14 protein-coding genes are annotated in these 19,038 nt (G+C 41.3%); 5 read left to right on the top strand and 9 right to left on the bottom strand.

Features of this window, described 5'->3' with window-relative positions:
- Positions 1-62: 62 nt before the first annotated feature.
- Positions 63-392 (bottom strand): hypothetical protein, encoded by a 330-nt coding sequence (locus BDI_RS21275; RefSeq protein WP_237702609.1) that lies wholly within the window; start codon positions 390-392, stop codon positions 63-65.
- Between the two features lie 86 nt (positions 393-478).
- On the bottom strand, positions 479-1,807 hold the full coding sequence (locus BDI_RS15095; RefSeq protein WP_011967108.1) for a tetratricopeptide repeat protein: 1,329 nt from the start codon (positions 1,805-1,807) through the stop codon (positions 479-481).
- Between the two features lie 320 nt (positions 1,808-2,127).
- On the opposite strand from BDI_RS15095, the gene BDI_RS15090 reads away from it, so the two are divergent.
- On the top strand, positions 2,128-3,234 hold the full coding sequence (locus BDI_RS15090) for an acyltransferase family protein (protein ID WP_008773184.1): 1,107 nt from the start codon (positions 2,128-2,130) through the stop codon (positions 3,232-3,234).
- Positions 3,235-3,240: 6 nt separating this feature from the next.
- A complete protein-coding gene (locus BDI_RS15085; RefSeq protein ID WP_005860350.1) occupies positions 3,241-3,918 on the top strand; it encodes an ORF6N domain-containing protein in 678 nt (225 codons plus the stop codon).
- 78 nt (positions 3,919-3,996) lie between these two features.
- Here the strand turns inward: BDI_RS15085 and BDI_RS15080 are convergent, their stop codons facing one another.
- From BDI_RS15080 to BDI_RS15060, 5 genes are read right to left on the bottom strand one after another with little or no spacing between them, the layout of a single operon-like run.
- Positions 3,997-7,620, bottom strand: a complete 3,624-nt coding sequence (locus BDI_RS15080) for a glycosyl hydrolase 2 galactose-binding domain-containing protein (protein ID WP_005860352.1) — start codon at positions 7,618-7,620, stop codon at positions 3,997-3,999.
- Positions 7,621-7,652: 32 nt separating this feature from the next.
- The gene (locus BDI_RS15075) at positions 7,653-8,432 is read right to left on the bottom strand and encodes a radical SAM protein (RefSeq protein ID WP_008778938.1); all 780 of its coding nucleotides are present in this window, start codon (positions 8,430-8,432) and stop codon (positions 7,653-7,655) included.
- A 33-nt stretch (positions 8,433-8,465) separates the two neighbouring features.
- The gene (locus BDI_RS15070; RefSeq protein ID WP_011967107.1) at positions 8,466-10,526 is read right to left on the bottom strand and encodes a ComEA family DNA-binding protein; all 2,061 of its coding nucleotides are present in this window, start codon (positions 10,524-10,526) and stop codon (positions 8,466-8,468) included.
- A gap of 13 nt (positions 10,527-10,539) precedes the next feature.
- Complete coding sequence (locus BDI_RS15065; RefSeq protein WP_011967106.1) at positions 10,540-11,349, bottom strand: hypothetical protein; 810 nt, start codon at positions 11,347-11,349, stop codon at positions 10,540-10,542.
- 21 nt (positions 11,350-11,370) lie between these two features.
- Positions 11,371-11,877, bottom strand: coding sequence for a BRO family protein (locus BDI_RS15060; protein WP_011967105.1), 507 nt, complete (start codon positions 11,875-11,877; stop codon positions 11,371-11,373).
- A 119-nt stretch (positions 11,878-11,996) separates the two neighbouring features.
- On the opposite strand from BDI_RS15060, the gene BDI_RS15055 reads away from it, so the two are divergent.
- Entirely contained in the window at positions 11,997-12,602 is a 606-nt protein-coding gene (locus BDI_RS15055) for a DUF4294 domain-containing protein (protein ID WP_008773191.1), read from the top strand.
- Here the strand turns inward: BDI_RS15055 and BDI_RS15050 are convergent.
- Positions 12,594-13,124: an RNA methyltransferase gene (locus BDI_RS15050; RefSeq protein ID WP_005860365.1), complete on the bottom strand. Its 531-nt coding sequence runs from the start codon at positions 13,122-13,124 to the stop codon at positions 12,594-12,596. The two genes, BDI_RS15055 and BDI_RS15050, sit on opposite strands and share 9 nt — an antisense overlap.
- A gap of 695 nt (positions 13,125-13,819) precedes the next feature.
- On the opposite strand from BDI_RS15050, the gene nadA reads away from it, so the two are divergent.
- Both nadA and BDI_RS15040 read left to right on the top strand, forming a co-directional pair.
- Positions 13,820-14,806 (top strand): quinolinate synthase NadA, encoded by a 987-nt coding sequence (gene nadA / locus BDI_RS15045; protein ID WP_008773192.1) that lies wholly within the window; start codon positions 13,820-13,822, stop codon positions 14,804-14,806.
- A 581-nt stretch (positions 14,807-15,387) separates the two neighbouring features.
- On the top strand, positions 15,388-17,808 hold the full coding sequence (locus tag BDI_RS15040; protein ID WP_011967104.1) for a TonB-dependent receptor: 2,421 nt from the start codon (positions 15,388-15,390) through the stop codon (positions 17,806-17,808).
- 153 nt (positions 17,809-17,961) lie between these two features.
- Here BDI_RS15040 and BDI_RS15035 read toward each other — a convergent pair whose 3' ends face one another.
- Positions 17,962-19,035 carry an acyltransferase family protein gene (locus BDI_RS15035; protein WP_005860380.1) on the bottom strand — a complete coding sequence of 358 codons (1,074 nt, stop codon included), beginning with the start codon at positions 19,033-19,035 and terminating at the stop codon, positions 17,962-17,964.
- Positions 19,036-19,038: the final 3 nt, after the last annotated feature.

Genomic DNA, 19,038 nt, shown 5'->3' with positions numbered 1-19,038 from the left:
AATTCATGGATAGGACAAACATTTCATGGATATATACATATATCTATCTAATAAACAAAAAGTTACATCATATTAATAATATAGGTATACAAATCTAGCTCCTCCCCTATAATTCCTAGCTTCTGACGTACACGTTGGCGACGCTTATTTACAGAATCCGGCTGAATGTTTAATAGAATAGCCTCACTGATCGTATCTAAATGAAATAAAACTAAATAACAATAGCGTAAATCCGCAAGAGTCATATTGAACTCAGAGAATTTCTTTTCTAAAGATGGGTAGACCTCATTTGCTTGAGTAATAATATTTCGCCAATATTTTTCTGAAAGAGGGGATTTTGTCGTACCAGGAATTACTTTTTGGGATAGTTTAATCACTTTCCTTGCTATCATAGATGATAAAAACAGATTATTACGCTGTTCTGCGATTCTCTGGATAATGGATTTTTCTTCTTGTTTCGTTCGTTCATATCGCTCCTCTAACTTCGCTCTAGAATAAGATATATTGAGCAATTCATCTTTTTTTGATAACTTATCGAATAAATCCTGAAGCTCACGTGTTTTATATTCAAGCTATTCTGCAGTTTCAATAATTCAATATTCTTTTGCTCAATATCGATTTGCTGGACATATATTCTCTTATTTTTCTTATTCATTTGCAACTGATAAACGAATAACAATAATAGACAAACAGTAATAGAAGTAACAAGAAGTATAAAAGTCCATTGTTTATCCATCTTTAATTGGGTATTTTCTAACGATATTTTTAAATGATTATACGCTTTTTCTGTCTTTACGATATTCGCTTTATTTTGTAATGCTAAGATAGAATCTGCGGCTTCATTATATTGCTCTAAATAGGTTAAAGCATTTTCTATATTACCTTCTGCTTTTTCCAGTTCATAATAATTATAAATTATGGAGATATGCGTATTTTCATTTAGGGTTGGTATGATGTTCGCTTGCTCTAAACATAGGCGAGCATTCTTGAAATCTCCTTCTTCTATATAGACACCGGCTAAAGCGGAATAGTCTGGAGCATTATCCAATTCAGAAACATTTATTGATTTCCATAAGTATTGCTTAGCGAGTTCTATATTGCCTAACACACTATAAACATTTCCTATCCCATTGGATATATATCCTATATCAGAAGAATCCCCTAGTTCCGCTATAATAGTATCAGCTTCTAGCAAATATCTCAACCCGACCTCTGACGAATCCGCAAAAACATACATACGTCCCACATCTCGCAAAGCGAAAGCTGCGCTCCGCATATTTCCGACCTTTCGAAAGTACTGTTCCGCTTTTTTATATTTATCTTTTCCTAATAAATAATCACCGTCAAAATGATACAAGTCTCCCATATAGCTACAAATATACCCGGCTTGATTATAGTCTTGACAACGTAAAGCGATATCCAACGCCTGTAAATAAGCCTTCATAGCCAGCTCGTTATCCTTATCCTCCACATACGAACGCCCCAAGTACAAACCGATCCTCGCTTGCTCCTGCCCCGTTCCGTGCGACTCGTAATAGGCTTGCGCACGCCGCAATTGCTGTACGTAGGGCAGATCCGTATATAGCGTGTCCGCCACTTTACCGGATAGCATACACCAACGAGCCAATAATTTATCGCTCAAATTATCGGGCACGGCTATGCTATCCAATAGGATAAGGGAACTATCCGGATCAGATTTCAACAAGGATTCCGCACGATCGATTAGGTATGTAGCCTCGCTCTCATCTTTACAACCTATAAAAGAGAGCGTGGATAATAGTAATATCAGAATAAGCAAATGCCTCATCGGTTCCTATCTTTAGATTCTATGCGCAAGATAGGCATATTTTTTATCAAACCTTAAAGAATAATTGATTATTAGGCTTATTGTATAAAATTATTATCGCTTGGATATCTCCATCATCTTTTGGAAAAACACGTACGTGTTTTCATAAATTCTCGTACGTGTTTCCGAAAAAAGATGTACGTGTTTTTCCTAAAACATGTACATCTTTTTATACATCTGATTTTCAATATACTAAAAACAGTATTCCCAAAGGCAGGGATATTGTAGGAAATTCCATTATCTTTGGACTTTCATTGGTAACTTTTTAATCTACTATCAATATGGCACAACAATCCGGAAGATTGCTATCCCTCGACGTGATGAGGGGAATTACGATCGCAGGGATGATTTTGGTAAACAACCCCGGGTCATGGAAGTATGTATATACGCCTTTAGAGCATGCACGTTGGAACGGCCTCACTCCCACCGATTTGGTATTTCCGTTCTTTATGTTCATCATGGGGGTCTCCATGTTTTTCTCGCTTCGGAAATATAACTTCAAGCTGTCGAAAGAAAGCGTGACGAAAGTATTGAGACGCACGGTATTGATATTCCTCGTGGGATTAGGGCTAAATCTGTTCGGGCATGTTTGCTACAATGGATTTACCGATTTCCAGAATTTACGTATCCTTGGGGTGATGCAAAGGTTGGCGCTGGCATATGGCTTCGGCTCGTTGATAGGATTAGCGATTAATCATAAGTATATTTTGCAGGTAGCCGCTGGTATATTGATATTTTACTGGGCATTACTAGGTTTCACGCATAGTATGGAAATGTCGGAGGATAGCATTATAGCGATCGTGGACAGAACTTTATTCGGTACATCGCATATGTATCACGATGATATGGCAGATGGTACACGGATCGCCTTTGATCCGGAAGGGCTCTTGAGCTGCATTGGTAGCATAGCGCATGTATTACTCGGTTTCTACGTAGGAAAGGTAATACAGGATTGTAAAAAGAACAATGAGTTGATTATCCGTAATATCTTCATTTTCGGTACGATTATTCTTTTTGCCGGTTTCTTGCTAAGCTATGGTTGCCCTATCAATAAAAAGATATGGAGTAGTACGTTCGTATTGGTTACTTGCGGATTCGCCTCCTTATTCCTCGCTTTATTAATCTGGATCATCGATATAAACGGGAAGAAGAAATGGACGTTATTCTTTGAGTCGTTCGGTATCAACCCGTTGTATCTGTATGTACAAGGGGATATATTGGCCGTATTGCTGGGAATGAGCGGTATCTCCGCCTTTATGTATATGGATCTATTCAGGCCGATATTCGGCGATTTCGGAGGCTCATTAGCATGGGCTATCTTCTTCGTGGTACTAAACTGGATACCGGGATATTTCTTGTATAAGAAGAAGATTTATATCAAGTTGTAAAAAGAAATGATCTATGCTCTGTATATAGAACAAAAAATCACTATATTTGCTCTATATACAAAGCATAAATACAAAAATCAAATTAATAATTTAACTATGGAAAATGAACTTCAAGTTATTGGAACGAAAGAAGTAGAGGAACGTATTATTGAGTTAAGAGGACAAAAAATACTACTAGATAGAGATGTAGCAGAATTATATAAAACAGAAACAAGGGATATAAACAAAGCCGTGAGAAATAATCCTGAAAAGTTCCCCAGTGGTTATTTTTTCACATTGAAACCCTCTGAGAAACAGTATGTGGTGGAAAATTTCCACCGGATGGAAAACTTAAAAAAATCAACAGTAGAACCTAAAGCTTTCACTGAAAAAGGACTTTATATGCTGGCTACTATATTAAAAAGTCCAAGAGCCACACAAACAACTATCGCTATAATAGATTCTTTCGTAAAACTACGTGAGCTTATCCGAAATGTAGATGCGATTCAAAATGAACCTGACCTAATAAAACAAAAAGGTATTGTGAAACGAACTGGCCAACTCTTATCTGATCTGTTGATAGATGATGCTGATACAACTGAAATGGAATCTACCATAGAGTTGAATCTTATGGCCGTAAAACTTAAACATACAGTAAAACGTATTAAAAATAACAATAAAACCGAAGATAAATCTGAAATTTAGAATTGCAAAAAAAATCCAACCACTCTCCTATTCATATCGGAGAATGGTTGGATTTTTTATAGGTATCAGCCTAGCTGACTAGTTCACGTTATAACCGGAGATAACCACCTTCGGGGTCTCGCCTCTCGTATCTACATCTTTCCAATGGATGTTGATCTCTTTCTTCTCGCCCGGAAGCAAGGAGAAATAGTTGTCGCTATAGAACATCGGGAGGAATTGCTCGCCATCCTTCTCGCCCACTACATTCACACGGATCATCAGAGCCGGGGTGGATGAAGTATTCTCTAAGGTAGCGGTAGCGGTCCAAGTACCGTCATTACCCTTATTGGTTGCCACGTTGGATCGTAAAGTAACCTTTGGCATCTCACGCAAAGCTTGGTAGTTGCCTTCCTCTACGCCACGCAGATAGAAGTTATCCGATACGATCTTGCCATTCTCTGTCAACGTCAACTTGACGAAATGAGCGCTGGATACGCTAGCTGGGAAATCCAGTTTCATACATTTGTTGGTAGTATCTTCTTTACTATCCACGGAAACCTCGTTTTCCCATGAAATAGAACCGTCCATATTGATGATTTGAGCCTTTGCCGTCAAACCATTACGTACGCCGGCGCTATAGTTCACTACCTCGATCTCGTCCGTAACCGGATTCCATTGAATGTGCAGAGGCTCGGAGGCCTTCTTGCAACCAAAGTAAGCGGCGGTAGGCTCGAAATAATAATCGTAAGTCTGCCATACCATAGAAGGCCATGCCGGATGCGTCATCCACAGCAATAATCCCTTACGGTTCAAGCTTCTTGATTCGAACATACCCCGGTAACCATCATAGTTTACCCACTGAGCCAGATCGGCGAATTCCTTGGCGTTGTTCGGCTTACCGAAGCCCTTTTCGATGATAGCGTTGAAAGAAGCGCAAGACTGGGCGCCTTCCATCGTATAATCGTGTTGTCCCCATTGAGCGTTTTGCGGCCAAAGCGCTTCCGGAGAGAAAGTACGAACCAAGCTCTCGTAATTCATCACGTTGGGCATACCCCGCTCACTATGGAACTTATCACTACCATTCTTCAAGCTAAAGTATTCTTTAACAGGAAGCGCACGGTACGGGCCATGGCCACTTACCACCTCATCCGCCGAGCTGGAGATATAATGTAAGCCCGGATGATCCTCTTTCACGATACGGCGTAAAGCCTTGTCGATCTGCTCCGGCGGGAAGCCCTCGTTGCGCCCGCAATAAATACCGATAGAGGCATGGTTACGGAAACGTTTCACATAATCCTCAGCATTGGCGATAAACATCTCCGGATCATAAGGATCGGGTCCGTCGGAAGGATTCGCCAACCAGAAATCTTGCCAGATCATGATACCATGACGGTCGCAAGCCTCATACAATTCCTTGTCGCCGATTTGTCCTACCCAGTTACGCATCATCGTAAAGTTCATATCAGCATGGTAAGCCACGGCGATGTCGTACTCACGACCCCGGTAATTCAGGTTAGACTCACCGAATCCCCAGTTACCGCCACGGCCGATAAAACGACGCCCGTTGATAAAGAGACTCAAGATGCTATTATTCTCGTTGAAGGTCATTTGTCGGATACCTACCTTGAAATCCTCAGAGTCGGATACCTTATCGCCTACCTTAAAGGTGAAATTAGCGTCGTATAAATAAGGAGATCCGTACCCTTTAGGCCACCACAGACGTGGGTTCTGAACCTTCAATTGGCTGAAGCTATTTGGATCGAAAGTAACCGTCTTCTCCTCGTTTGCGGCCAATTCTACCGGTTGCTCGAAAGTGATATCGCCGATCTTTCCTGTCAATACACCCTTTACTGGAGCGGCATCATGGTTCTTCACGATCACTTCCGGAGTCAAGGTAGCGGAAGTCGTATCCGGCAACGGTAATACAACCTGTACGAACGGGTCTTGAATCGTTACCTTGCCTGTAGAAGTCAAGTACACATCATCCCAAATACCTATATTACGACCACGGATCGTCGAGATCCAATCCCAACCGATCGAAGCGTGGAAGGTTGGGTTATCAGCGCCTAAGATACCACCGTTGAAATCCGTATTCTTCTCACATTTCTCCTTGATAGCGCCGATATGCTCATTCTTGATGATCTCCACCGCGACAACGTTCTTACCCGGTACGACCCTGTCTGTAACGTCAAATACACCTCGGATAAACGCTCCCTCGATACGGCCGATCTTGTTACCGTTTAAATATACATTCGCTTTCCAGTTGATACCATCGAAATTCAAGAACAAACGATCTTGCTTGAATCCTTCGGGTACCTCAAACTCATCCCTATACCAGAAATTAGAGTTGAAGAATGACTCGGATATCTGCATCAGGTTATCCGCGTAATTCGGATTCGGGATAGCTCCGATATTCTTATAACTACTCAATACCGTTCCCGGCACAGTCGCCACGATCCAATTTTCCGGAGAGAAAGAAGGTTTCGATATTTCCTCACCGGAAGCGGTTACCTCGGAAGCTCGTTGTACTTTCCAGTTTCCGCCCGACAAACGGATCTCATCTTTTGTAGCAGCCGGAGCAGCAGCCGGTTGGGCAAGCAAGCCACCTTTACCCATCACCTCTATCTCGCTTAAGATATAGCGTCCGTCATTAGCCGGTTGCTCCATCCATACCCGTACGTAGCGGCCTTTTCCTTTTAGCTTGATCTCATCCAGATTAGCATCTCCACCCGGAAGATTCGCTATGTCAACCCATTGTTTAGCGTCGTCGGAAACTTGAATCTTACCCTTGATCGCTTTATTGATCCAATGTAATTTTACTTTGTCGAATTCGGATTGGCTACCCAAGTCCACATAGACCCACTCCTCTCCTGTCGTGGCACTCATCCAAGCGCTATTAAAGAATTTGGAAGGAAGCAAATCTATCAACTTATCTTGGTTATAGAAATTCATCTCGAAGAATGCCCAATAAGCGGCACCTTCCATTTTCAATCGCATCCGATAATAAGCATATTCACCCGGTTGATCGAATGTCAAAGTCTCATTCAACATACGGGTGGGCAACGTACCCGGATCCCAGCTATTCTTGTTCGGGTCTGAATGGGCCTTATACTTGCTGGCCTTACCCGGCATACCTTTACCCTTTAAGGCAGCCAATTCCGTCCAAGTATTTCCATCATTCGATCCCTCGCAAACAATCTCATATCCATCCTTAATCTTATTCTCGTCATAAGCCACGCTGCCGCGGAATTGTACCTTGTCGGCTTTCTCTTTCCAGTTATTCAGCGTGAACAAGAAATAGGCATCCTCTCCCGTAACCGCATTACGAGAATAAGGACCTTGATCGATCATCCACTCACGCTCACGACGAGCTATATCCCCATTTTGCGTGGAGAGATCGAGATACTGAGGTTGTTTATCGCTAATAACACCATCCGTCACCAGTTGGGCCGTTAGATTGTAATCATAACTGGATGAGTTGTAAGCGCTACGCAAAAGAGCTATGTTACGATACGTGGAATAATCCGGACGTAATGAAGGAGAAAAATCCTCCCCCGGATCTCCCGGATACGAACCGATACCTCTGGTATAATAATCCGACCGATCGAAAGATTCCGCCGGAACACCGCTCTGCCCACATCCTCCTAGCAATGCTGAGACCGCTACCGCTCCACAAAGCGTCAAGAGTCGAGGCAATTTTTTCTTTTTACTGAATGTTCTCATACTACTTATTGTGTTTCTCTAAATTAGTTAGTTTAATAAGATACCGTCACGTCAAAACCCTCCTTCCGGGCCCGTTCTGCAATCGCATCTAATTCTTCTTTAGTAGCTTTTTTCAAAGCTTTAACCGGGGTCTCCCTATCTATCGTATAAATCATGACTTGTTTCGGACGGATTTGTTTTAAGGCGGAGATCCAGCCCGCTATCTCCTCTTCTGTCATATTATTAACCGATTTCCCATTCACTTCCCCCTTCAAGAACATGGTCTGTATAATCAAGTTTCCGTTAAAACGACATAATTGCTTTAATAAAGACTCGAAATTAAACGCCGGAGAATTAGGTACGTCTATCTGCCGAATCCGACTGTCTAATACAGAATCCAGTTTCAATATGTTATCCTCTATTTTATTCAAGGCTTGAAAGACCTCCTCTTTCTGGAGCATCGTAGAATTAGAAAGCACGGCGATTTTAGCATCAGGGAAAAATCGATCCCGGGTAGCGATCGTATCATCAATGATTCCACCGAATTCCGGGTGTATCGTAGGCTCTCCGTTTCCGGCGAATGTAATTACATCCGGAGCGATCCCTTCCGCTTTCATGGAACTTAGTTTTTGCTCTAAGGCTTCCCTCACTTCCGTACGAGTAGGCAGTTTACTATGGGTCCTATGATTCTCATTCAATCCACATTCGCAATAAATGCAATTAAAAGAGCATAATTTCCCGTCTGTAGGAAGTAAATTCATCCCTAAAGAGACACCTAGACGCCGACTATGTATCGGGCCAAATACTATTTTATCAAAAAGAATTGTAGACATAGCGCTGTTTGTTTTTACCCACGCAAATCTACTCTAAAATTTCCAGCGAAGCAAAGCATAAAGATCTGTTTTATCAGAACCGCTTATCTCCTCCGTATCAGTACCTATCAAATCCCTGTCCCAATAATGGGTGTAAGCCAGTTTCGCAGATAAGGATAAACGTTTCCAAATATCCAGACGAAAGGTAAGGGCAAACCGCATCCCATCCCCATAAAAAGAGGGCATATTAAAGGCATACAATATATTCTTCTCATACGAACTGACCCGGCTATTGTAATCATCCGTATGAAACCACGCTAGATAACCATCCATTTGAAGAGGTAGGGTAGTGGGCTTCCAGCCTATACTTTGGGAGATCATAATTCCTTTATTAAGTTTCTTTATAGGATCATCGAATAGAATACCATCTAAGGAAGTCTTAAAAATAAAAGGAGAAGAAAAGTTATAAACCTGTTGAAAACGAATACGATGTTGTTTATAAGAATTGATTCTCAATAAATTATCATTTTCAAAAGTTCTATTCTTTTCTTTTTGCCGGTATTTATAACGAAGATAAGCTGAATAGTTTCTACTAGGGGTATAATCTATCTGAGCCATATATTCCTGTCCTCCGGAAGGAGCGTCTATCCCGTATTTCAACCAAGGAAAACGGAATAAGTCCGCATAAATGGATAATTTCCAGCGGGCGATCGGGGTTAATTGCAATCCCATATAAACCCCTTGCTCATTCTGAACCGTAGAGCCTTGCGAGAAAGCGTTCCCAAACAAAGCTTGATAACGGCGGTCGTAATAACGGTATAATACCAAGAAAGATATATAAGAAGCGGGTGTTAACTGCAAGGCATTCAAGGTAGAAATAGCTCCGTTTTTCGAAAGGGAAGTTTCGCCATAAAACTTAATACGGTTACTTTTCAACATATAGTCAACACCGATGTTGAAATTGTTGGAACCTCTGAAATAGAACAGGTTATAAGGTTTTGGATCGGGGTCCATCTTAAACTTACCGAACGAATAGGAGAGAGCCGTTAAACCTACATGAAAATGAGGCGTAGCATAACGGATATTTCCCCCATATACCTGCATCGTTATCGTTTTCCTCTTTTCCCAATCCCGTTGCAAACGATGAAGTCCGTCTGTTTTTAATGAGGTGAATGTCAAGCTATCTACGGCCGCATCCATTTTTCGGTACGAATAGAAAACACTTATATCCAAGTTTTTAATCGTGATCGTACCGGCCACCCCTCGAAAGAAATCCTGTTCATTGGTAGAAAAGTGCCTACGGAAGCCGTTTGTCCTTCGCTCTGCTTGAGCGACTACTGCCGTACGACTAGGAGAAAAGTCATTGCTAATCACCAGACCTTGTCCGAAAGACATCTTGTAATCCCCTATAGCCAAGATTTTTAACCAGTTGATATCTTTTAGGAATAGATGTGCGGAATAAAAGTCATATCCTTTATGATATGCGTTCCAAAAAGGTTCGCCCGCATCTTTCTCGGCTACGAAGCCTGCTTGTAAACGATCCTCGAAAGTATAGGAATAACGTAAGGAGTGATAGAAGGGTTCTCCTCTATATTTACGATTCGGATATAACAAAAGTATGCTGTCCGTTTGTTCACCATATCCCTTTTTCTGTTGAAAACATTGATCATACCTGATTTGTAATTCATTACGACCATATTTCAACAGGTTCTTAACCGTAAGCAACCGTTTTTCAACAAGATTATCACCTATATAAACAAATGGAAGGAGAAGAGATATCGTCTGAAAATCGATATCCTCTATATTCTTCAACTCATAGATGCTAACCATATTTCCGTATCGTTTCCGATAGGAGAGGAGCTGCTCAATTTGGCGATCGGATAGAAAAGGTAATCGCTTCAGTTGTTCTTCCGTCACGGCATTCAAATCAAAAGGATGCTCAATTAAATAAGATAAATCGGCATACAAACTTTCGATACGCTCCGTATCCTCGGTTTCCAAGGCTAGTTCCTCTACATACTCCATCCACTTATCAACAGAATATTCTATTTGAGAATTAGCGTAATAACTATTTATCAACAGAATTATCGACAAGATTATAAACAATCGTTTCATAGCTAAGTATCATTTAAAAAGAGAATGATAAACCAAGACCGGTACTCATCCCTAAAATCGGATGGTAAATAGAGGCTACATCTATCGTAAAGCAAGAAAAGTTATAACCAATTCCTAAAGAGGGCAGGAGAGGAGCGGTCTGTATTCCGGCACGAATAAAAAAAGAATCGAAAGCAGTGTATTCAAGACCAAAGTTTCCAACAACTAGGTTTTCATTTTCCGTTCCTACACTTCCTGTAATTAACAGACTGTTTATAATCTCCCATTGAAAACTTATTTGAATTAAGTAATAATTAAAATCTTCTATTTCAATATCTTTATCTCCTATATAAACAGAAGGAAAATTCATTATTAACATTCCTATTAACAACTTATCAATAGGAGAGAAAGTGATTCCAAGATCTGTTGACAGTCTGGATCTTGTATTTTCCAATAGATCAGTTTGCAAGAAACTATAGTGAACTCCAAGCCCTAACGCCCATTGATCCCCCAAGCGTTTTCCTCCCAGCACACGAACCATCATCTCCCTGTATTTATCAAACCCGAAAACAGAGATATCAACACCTACGGATAATAGTTGATTCGGATAATAAAAACTACCGGACATCGTACCCAGTTCTTTCAACATGTACCGATTAAAGTATTCTAAATGAATGGACTTTTTCTCTTTATCGACAATAAGGGCCGGATTGAATAAAATACATTGCGTCGCCACATTCCCTCCCATTCCCACGCTACGGACATCCGGTAAACGTAAGTTATCAACACCATGTACATACAATGAAAATACCCCCGCAAACAGGGATAACAATAGATATTTCATAGTTAAGATTTTGTATGGTTTCTACTTATTCTTCAAGTTTTTCTTATTATCCTTATTTATCCTACGCTGTACCTTTTTAATATCCTCATCAGGGGAGAGTCGTTCAGGCTTAATTCCCCTTTGCAATAGCATATCACAATCCAATAGGCGTTGTTCAATTACCTCGGCCTTACGGGTTTGTACCGCAAAATAAGTCTGAGCGAAAGCTACTTGTAGTTTACGACTATCACCATTTTGTGCGATTAAATAGCATGCGTAGCGTGTTAATAAGATGTCATCTATTTGTTTTTCAACACCATAACCTATTGAAACCATTTTCCCGACGTCGGGAAAATGGTTTTGTACATCTTCTCCCGCATTCCGGCACGCTTCTTTGGCTTTCACCACTACATTATTGATAAAGTTATCCCATTTGGCATATCCTAATAGGGGTTGTAACTCTCTGGCACTCCAGCATTCTATGCCTTCTACCTCACATGAAATGGATTCGAATTTTCCGAATAGGGCGGTAATTTCTTCTTTCTTCATAGTTAATATATTCTTAAGTTGTTGTCAATTGCGCAAATGTAATGTTTTATATTCATTTAGCAAGTTATTAACAGATAAATGATGCTGAGAGTCACGCAGTATTTATATTTTCGCGGTATATGATACGAAAAGGGATATATTGTGTTTTGGCTCTACTTGTTCTCTGTAGCTTTAAAGGGATGGCGCAGGCGGTAAAGACAAATATTGTTCCGGAAGGTTATCAGAAAGCTCAACTGTATGAAGGTGATACAATGGCTGTCGTCAACCTTCGGGAAGTTTTTATATATCCTCAAGTTAAGTTTAAGAATAAGCGTGAACAAGCCAAGTACAATAAGTTGGTACGAGACGTAAAGCGTACTTTGCCCTATGCCAAAATGGTGTATGACACGTTGATAGAGACCTACGAATACATGGAAACCTTACCGAATGACAAGGCCCGCCAAGCCCACTTGAAACGGATGGAGAAAGAGTTGTTCGCCCAATATAAACCGGAACTAAAAAAATTATCCTTCTCGCAAGGCAAGCTACTTATCAAACTGATCGATAGGGAATGTAATCAATCCAGTTACAATTTATTGAAAGCCTATCTAGGAAGTTTCCGTGCGGGCTTTTGGAATTTCTTCGCCGGAATGTTCGGAGCCAGTCTGAAATCGGAATACGACCCGAAAGGTAAAGATGCCATGACCGAACGGGTCGTCGTATTGGTTGAGAATGGTTTAATCTGATAGTTGCTTGAAGAAATCCCAGATCACGATACCGGTAGTAACCGATACGTTCAAGGAATGCTTTGTACCGTATTGAGGTATTTCAATACATATATCACAGTTATCAACCACATTTTGTTGAACGCCTTTTACTTCGTTACCCATGACGATAGCGTATTTCTTTGTCTTGTCTAACTGCAAGTTATCTAACATGACACTACCTTCCGCTTGCTCTACGGCACATACCGTATATCCCTCTTGGCGCAGTTTATCAACAGCCTCCGGGGTATCCTTGAAATATTCCCAATCTACGGTTTCTTCCGCTCCTAAGGCGGTCTTATGGATCTCCGCGTTCGGAGGGCAAGCCGTAATACCACAAAGATAAATAGCCTCTACCCGGAAAGCATCGGAGGTACGAAACACGGAACCTACGTTGTTAAGACTTCTAATATGGTCTAAGACAACGATTAAAGGTATCTTCTTACTTTCCTTAAAAGCCTCGGGAGTCAGGCGGTTCAATTCGGTTACTTTTAATTTTCGCATAACAAATATCTTTGACCGCGAAAGTAGCGAATATCCGTGGATATGCCGTTGAAAAGCTATTAATAAGTAGTGGACATAAAATGAAAAATATTTCTTGCTTTATTCAAATACTTGTCCATACACCCCCCTTTCTTAAATTAGCAAATGAATAAGCCACTTATTTATTACGCGCTATCAACAGCCCTTATACACTATTGACAGCCTTGCTGGAGGATCTATTTTTTCACAATCAAGGTTATCAACAATAAACAACTAAATATTCATAAAGTCTATAACTATAAGAATTACAATCTATAGATAGACATCCATGCTGTTGGTATCCTTTTGATAAACCGTTCACAGACTTTAATAAGTCAATAACCAAAGATTGTAACAAAAATGTATTAACCATTTCAACAGCCTATCATATTCATCATATTTATTTTTAAAATTAAAGATTAATAAGAATATAATATAATGATTGTGGATAACTCTTGATGGTTCACGACAGCTCATCCATCGATGGCAAAGATAAGAATCTTTCTTGTTATTTCTATAAATGAAGAAAGTTTATACCTTTGTGCTTTGTGAACAATAGGTTGATAAACTAGATAAGATGAAGATTATCAGTAATACTTTCTGTGGATAATATTGTTTATATATAGTGAAAAGCCTATTGGGAGCAGTAGAAACAGGAATCATTAATATATAAGGCTATGTTGACAAACCAATCAATCGGGTACATGGATGCGCCCGTTCCTAAGGATTTAGACCTTAAGGAAGCGATCGACAAGTTACGTAAAGAGAAGAATGCGATTATTTTGGCGCATTACTATCAAACAGGCGATATACAAGATATAGCGGACTATGTGGGAGACAGTCTGGCCTTGGCACAATGGGCGGCTAAGACGAAGGCGGATATCATCGTGCTTTGTGGGGTTCACTTTATGGGAGAAACGGCGAAGATCCTCTGTCCGGATAAGAAAGTGCTGGTACCGGACTTGAATGCCGGTTGCTCCTTGGCGGATAGTTGTCCGGCTCCGGAGTTTGCCGAGTTCGTCAAGCAACATCCCGGTCATACGGTAATCTCTTACGTGAATACGACCGCCGCCGTGAAAGCGGTCACGGATGTGGTGGTTACTTCCACGAACGCCCGCCAGATCGTGGAGAGCTTCCCGGAAGGTACACCGATGATTTTCGGTCCGGATCGTAACTTAGGTAATTATATCAATAGCATCACGGGACGTAATATGTTGCTTTGGGATGGCGCTTGCCACGTGCATGAGCAATTCTCATTGGAGAAGATCTTATCTTTGAAGAAACAGTACCCGAATGCGGAAGTGATCACCCATCCGGAATGCAAGCAGCCGGTTATACAGGTCTCAGACTTCGTAGGATCGACCGCGGCTTTGCTGAAGCATACCATTAAGTCCGACGCGAAACAATTCATTGTAGCGACGGAAAGTGGCGTTATTCACGAGATGCGCAAGCAGAGTCCGGATAAGGAATTCATCCCGGCTCCTCCGAACGACAGTACTTGCGCTTGCAACGAATGTAATTTCATGCGCTTGAACACGATGGAGAAGCTATATAATTGCTTGAAGTTCGAGATGCCGGAGATATTCGTGGACGAGGAGGTACAGAAGAAGGCGATCAAACCGATCAAGAAGATGTTGGAGATCTCTGAGAAGCTGGGACTCTGATCCAAACAAATGCGGGATAGGTCTCAACCGATAGGCCGGACTTAAATGATATAAAAGCTAAGCCCGGTCTATTATATGTAAATAATCAAAATTATGTACAATATCTACAACTATCCTTATAATCATTTGAATTTAAAATATTTATCCTATTGTTGTAGATAGGAAAACATCTACAATAGTAAGTCTTTATCTACCATCATTTCCCGCTTTTAGTAAGTGTCTTTGCCATGCCGTCAAAGGAATTTTCTACACTCTACGTATATAATCAGTCCGTTTTTCTTCCTTTCTTTATATAGATAAAATATTAATATATAAGTATTTGTGGTTTTTTATGGTATAAAACAAAAGTTTTACACATAGAAAACATTTGTTTTCATAGAAGAAAACTAAAGTTTTGTACTGAAGAAACTTCTGTTTTCCCATATAGAAACTTTTGTTTCCCTAGGAAGAAACCATTTGCTTCGCTACTCGAACTCGGACGATCCCGGGAAAGAATATATCAAGAATGATCGCTATTAATTACCGTAACATTCTGAATTTAGTTACTTTTGCGTAGAAATCTAATTGTAATTCTCAATATCATGAAAAAGATAGGACTAATGTTGGCCTTATTATGGGTGATTTGTGCGCTCTCGTGGGCTTCTTCTCCGAATGCCCGTATTAAGGGGCAGTTAATAGATGCCTCTACGAATCAAGTGATTAATTATGCGGATATCTTTCTGTTTGCGATGGGAAGTGAAAAACCTTTGCAACAGACTTTTCCGGACGATCAAGGACGTTTCTCGTTTACTAAGGTGGCTCCGGGTAATTATGTGGTCATGGTCCGTCTGATGGGATATGATGTGTTTACAAAGAATGATATCATCTTGGATGCCTCGTCTCCGGTGGATTTAGGTAAGTTGATGATGAGTCCCTTGGAGGTAGGTATCGCCGAAGTGGAGGTAGTGGCCGAGAAACGCCAATTGGTTTATAAGTTGGATAAGAAAGTGGTCGAGGCCTCTTCCAATATGATGGGAGGAGGCGGTTCCGCGGTGGATATATTAGAGAATACGCCTTCCATACGGGTAGACGCGGAAGGCGATGTTACTTTTCGTGGAAGCAGCGGCTTTTTGGTTTACATAGATGGTAAGCCGAGTGTCTTCTCGGGTACACAGGCTTTGGAGCAAGTCCCGGCCGGGCATATAGAGAATATAGAGATTATCACGACACCTTCCGCCAAGCATGATACGGAAGGCGACGTAGGTATCATTAATATTATCACGAAGAAGCATTCCCAGCGGGGATTGAGTGGGATGGTGAATCTCTCGGGAAGTACGTGGCTTTCCCGCCATGTCGATTTCTTGTTGGCACAGCAACATCAGCGTTCCCGTTGGTACATCGGCGGACAGTGGACAGACCGGTTGCGCAAGAGTGATTTCGACCAAGAGAAGATGACGGTGGTGGGCGATCAGACCACTACCTCGCATTCCGTCGGGCCTCGTACGGGAAACAGCTATCATTATACGATGAAAGGCGGTTGGAGCCTGAATCTTCCCAAGACAACCATCGCGTTGGATCTGGAGGGCGGCTATGGCGGAAATAAGCGTAAGGGAGAAATGAACTATAAGGAAACCCGTTCGGTAGCGGGCGGCTCTCCGGTGACGGAAGATTATCGAAGCATAGATGATTATGATAATGATGAGAATATAGGTTTGGGAAGTCTGGCGGTACAGCATAAGTTCAACGATAAGGGACACGAGCTTTCCGGTAGTGCCTATTACAAATATGGCGGTCATGCCTTGGAATATTTCTTTAACGACTTGATGTCCTTGGAAGGGCAACGCCAACAGGGGCACCGTGCTTATGAGGCCGAGCACCGGGAAACGATGCGTATCAATCTGGATTACGCCTTGCCTTTCGGAAAAGGAGGTAAGCTAGAGGCGGGTTACCAATATTATTCTTATCTGGAAGACGGCGATTACAATATGGAATGGTGGGACCCCAAGGGACAAACGTTCTTTTGGCGTGATGATATCTACAACACGTTTTATTTTCAAGAAGGGGTGAATTCTATCTATACGATTCTTTCCCATACGTGGAAGAATTTAGAGGCGCAAGCCGGCGTTCGGGGAGAGCATACGCATACGGTCTTGCGAAGTTCCGTGGAGGGAGCGGATCGTACGAAGAATCGTTTTGAGTTTTTCCCATCGGTGCATTTGGGCTATACGTTCCCGAATGAGCATCGTTTGTTGGCTTCCTATTCCCGTCGTACCACACGTCCGCAGCTTTTCTATATGGAGCCTTATATCACGTATCGCGACTTTTATACGGCCGAGATCGGTAATCCGGATATACGTCCGGAGTACATCAACTCCTTTGAATTGAACTACCGGAAGAGTTTCGGGGAAAACACGGTATCCGCCACCGCCTTTCATCGGTATCGGAAGGATAAGATCGAGCGGTTGCGTGTTCCCTATTCAGCCGGTGTAACCTTGGATTCGATGGCGAACGTAGGGCATGATTACTCGACGGGTATCGAGCTAAGCGTCAGTCTGCATCCGGTACGCTGGTGGAATACCACGGTCAACGGAAACGTTTATCACTATAAGGTGAAGAACGAACAGGCCGCCGGTGGAAATACGACCTCTAGCACCAATTATGATATCCTATGGAATAACCTGTTTAATCTGGGGAAATACACACGTATCCAATTGGATGGTAGTTTTGTAGGCCCTTCCGTAACGACGCAGGGCCGTACGGACGCTTATTGGTACGCGAACGTAGCCGTCCGCCAGCAACTATGTAACCGAAAACTAACCGCCACCTTAGCTTTCCGGGATATTTTCCGTTCCGCCAAATATATCAGCGATATCCAAACGGCAGATTTACGCTCCCTGACACGTATCAAACCCAAATATCCACAAATCACGTTGACGTTGAGTTGGACATTTAATAGTTTCAAGGCTAAATCCACCCAAGCGAAAGAAGATCGCTCGGAGATGTTTGAGGGTATAAAGCATTGATATTGTATCTTTACTATATTGGTTTGTCTTCGCGAAACAACTACGATTGCAAATAAATTCTGCAGTCGTAGTTGTTTCCCTCTTTTACGGATGGTGGAATTTGGTTCTTGGCATTAATCGCTGCGAAAGGAGCGGAGAAGATAACAGATCCGATCATCCGAGCATTGCGTTCATCTGGTTTTTCTTTTTAGGATGATATAAACAAGGTTTCTCTATGTATTTCCAGGATAACATACCTAATCCGGTGCTAAGGATAGTGGTAAGAGCCAATGTCAATATAAAGCTATATTGATCAAGTCCGTAATGAATGAATATCTGGATGATCGGGAAATGAATCAAGAAGATACCATACGAGAAATTTCCCATCCGGTTGAATACATGTAACCACTTGAATCCGTAAGCTACCGTGATAATGATAGAGGCTAGAGCGATAGGCTCGAAAATACTCAGCAACAGATACTCTCTACCCAATAAAAGAAATAGGCTGACAGGGAACAAATATCTCATATATTTTCGAAAAATAGGGAAATAGGCAAGTATGATAATACCAGAACAAAAGTACATCATTTGTCCGGGGAATTGTCTTTTCATGAATTCATAAATAGGGTTGTGTGTCATATCATCTAAATAATTACACGTTGTCGAGTAGATGAAAGATAAGATATAAATAAGAAGTAGGCATACTAATTTGTTATATCTTTTCAGTAACCAATAGATAATGGGTATGGTGATATATAGCATGAATTCAACCTTGATAGTCCATAAAGACCCATTCATCGCTTGTAAAGGATTGGTATCGAATACGCCGGGTAAATCCGGCGATAAAAAGTTAAATGTAAGTAAATTACAGATAAGATAGGTGTATAAGCTAGAAGAGGTGAGGTATTCCCTGCAGGATAAGGAAGTAAGGAATAATCCGATTAAGGCACATAATAAAATAGTCAAGCTGTAGGCGGGCATAATACGTTGAATACGTTTACGGAAAAAAATCCGGGTATTAGGCGTACGTAAGAAGCTAAACATAACAAGAAATCCACTAATAATAAAGAAACCTTTCACTCGAAATCCTCCGCTAACAAACCAAAAAGGATCTGTCTCTGTCAGTGTGCTGAAATGGTTGAACATGACAGAATACGCAAGAAAGAAGCGAATAAAATCAAAATTATTCGCTTCTTTTACTTGATTTATTAATCTGGAGTTGAGTAAAACTTTCTCTGATTGATTCATTGT

The sequence above is a fragment of the Parabacteroides distasonis ATCC 8503 genome, assembly GCF_000012845.1.
GTDB lineage: Bacteria > Bacteroidota > Bacteroidia > Bacteroidales > Tannerellaceae > Parabacteroides > Parabacteroides distasonis.
Note: the sequence above shows the minus strand (reverse complement) of the source record. Positions and strands in the feature narration are given on the sequence as shown.